Origin of the sequence: Achromobacter sp. SIMBA_011 (assembly GCF_046535435.1) — a bacterium.
In the GTDB taxonomy this organism is placed as follows: domain Bacteria; phylum Pseudomonadota; class Gammaproteobacteria; order Burkholderiales; family Burkholderiaceae_B; genus Achromobacter; species Achromobacter dolens.
Genome location: NZ_JAWRWN010000351.1, coordinates 1 through 277 on the forward strand (window position 1 = coordinate 1; position 277 = coordinate 277).

Here is a 277-nt window from a genome sequence, read left to right on the forward strand (position 1 = left end):
GCTGCTGTCGAAGGCCGACGTCGCGGTGTTCGAGGCCGGCGACCAGGGCGGCACCTACAACGGCAACCCGCTGATGACGGCGGCCGGCTATTCGGTGATCTCGCAACTCGTTGCGCCCGGCTTCCTCGAAGGCGTGCGTGCGCGCGGCGAATACCTGAAGCGCAAGCTGCTCGAGCTGTCGGAGGAGCGCGGCTTCGAGGGCGAACGCGGCGAAGGCATGCTGCGCGCGCTGCTGCTCGGCAAGGACATCGGCCCGCAGATCGTCGAGAAGGCACGC

General features: G+C 69.0%; 1 protein-coding gene. It reads left to right on the forward strand.

Features of this window, described 5'->3' with window-relative positions:
- Positions 1-277 (forward strand): aminotransferase class III-fold pyridoxal phosphate-dependent enzyme (locus tag SB816_RS31260; protein ID WP_410548146.1); only part of this gene is annotated, 277 nt, incomplete at both ends.